A 1,968-nucleotide genomic window follows, 5' to 3' on the forward strand; every position below is an offset into this window, starting at 1 on the left:
TACATTGGCACTACCGAGATTGGCACTGCTTAGATTCGCCTCCATCAGATTCGCACCGCTCAGGTTTGCACCGCTGAGGTTGGCTAATGCTAAACTGGCAAGGTGCAAGTCGGCATGGCTCAAATTTATATTACCCAGATCGGCACCGCTGAGATCTGCACCGCTGAGGTTAGCACTGCTTAGATTAACGTCAGTTAATTCTGCATCGCTCAAATCTGCACCTCGAAGATTAGCGCGGCAGAGATTAGCACCACTTAAATCAACTCCGTTTAAGTTAGTTCCGCGCAGGTTACCCCCTGCAAAGTCAATTGCCGGATCGAGACCTGCAATTTTCGCTATTTCTAGGAAATCCTTTGTTGGCGCTGCAATAACGCGATCGATCTCTTCTTGTAGATGCGCTTGTACTTGCGGAACAGTTGTTTCATCACCCTTTTCCACAGGAAGACAATCGTAGCATAACTGCGCCCAACTTAGAAAAGGCTTCAACTTCGATTCCAACAAAAACAGAGCTAATTTCCTCTCTAAGACAGCGTGCTGATTTGGGCTGATGTCGTGTCGCCATAAGCCTTCTGCATCAATCAAATACACATCTTGCTTTGATACTTCAAACGTAGCTTCTATTCGGCAGAATTTTTCGATCGCATTTACGGTTAAGAGTTTTGCGCTTGTGACCCCTCCTTTTAGAATCGACTCACCTGCCTTGACTTCAAAAATCCAGGCAGGGTTTACCTGAGAATTATTGCTTCTAAAAGCTATTTGGGATACATTCGAGTTATCCTGGAGGCCAGATCCTATTTCTACTAGATTAGTATCTGCACTGCTTTGATTTTCGCTACTTTTGTACTTTTTTCTGTCTTCTGTAAGAGAAAGCTCAAGTGAGTCTTTGAGGTCGCGGGATGCCAAAGGTATTTCGCCACCCTCCAGCTTTAGCCTCAGTTCGCCACCCTTGAGACCTAACTTGACGCGACCCCCAAGCAGGGGTTCCCAATGCTCGTCAAAGTTTATCGTTAAGTAGAGGTCAAGCGCAGAAGTGTCACTTGCACCTGACTCGACAGGAATTGCTTCTAATTGCATCCACAAGCAGTCTGGATATTTGTTTTGAGACGTTTGGATAAGTCTGGTAGACAGGGATTCTTGCATTGCCAACCTAGAATAGGTATTTCAAGGGTTGCTTATTTTACAACGCTACCACGACCGTGCATTCCAGAACCTGTCTGCACTGAAAATTTTCTTTAAATTTAGCTAGTAGCGGATCGTTTCCGCTTTTGCACTAGGAAATAATGAGAGTCATCATGCGACAATATATTAATTATCGCAATTTTTCCATTAACTGCCAAATTTACCTCCCTTCTCTCGGTCTATGTGAAAATTAAATATATTAAATATTCCCTGTTAAATAAACATACCAAGAATTACTTGGGTTTTTAAATATTATTTTAATAGTAAAGTCCATTTCTAAGCCGACTTTCTTCCCTTCAGGAAATAGGTAGTCATTTCTCCCTTACCTTTTACTTGGATTTTACCACGATTTTCAAACAAATATTTATTTCGCAATCTTTCGTAAGTTGCTGATGTAACTTGTATACATCCTGGTTGTCCGTGCGATTCCATACGGCTGGCAACGTTAACCGCATCGCCCCATAGATCGTAAATAAATCTTTTCTTCCCAATCACTCCAGCTACCACAATTCCCGTGTTAATGCCGATCCGAATTTGTAGTTGGTACCCCCTGTCAATCTGCAATTGCTGCATGATATCTAGCATGGATAATGCCAACTCTGCAATTGCTTCCGCATGGTCAATTTTAGGTATCGGTAATCCTCCCGCTACCATATAAGCATCGCCAATCGTTTTAATCTTTTCTAAACCGAGTTCTTCGATAATTTGGTCAAAGGAAGAGAAAATTTGGTTCAATAAGTTAACTAATTCGATCGGCTGAAGTTTTGTGGAAAGAGAGGTGAAGCCAAC

At 42.5% G+C, this 1,968-nt stretch carries 2 protein-coding genes; both read right to left on the minus strand.

Annotated elements, in window-relative coordinates; translation table 11 throughout:
* A partial coding sequence (locus H6S82_RS31005) for a pentapeptide repeat-containing protein (protein ID WP_191057315.1) occupies window positions 1-1,140 on the minus strand: 1,140 nt, incomplete at its 3' end.
* A 315-nt stretch (window positions 1,141-1,455) separates the two neighbouring features.
* The coding region (locus H6S82_RS31010) for an adenylate/guanylate cyclase domain-containing protein (RefSeq protein WP_191057316.1) at window positions 1,456-1,968 on the minus strand (513 nt) is incomplete at its 5' end.

The organism is Planktothrix sp. FACHB-1355, from assembly GCF_014748295.1.
Lineage (GTDB): Bacteria > Cyanobacteriota > Cyanobacteriia > Cyanobacteriales > Aerosakkonemataceae > Aerosakkonema > Aerosakkonema funiforme_A.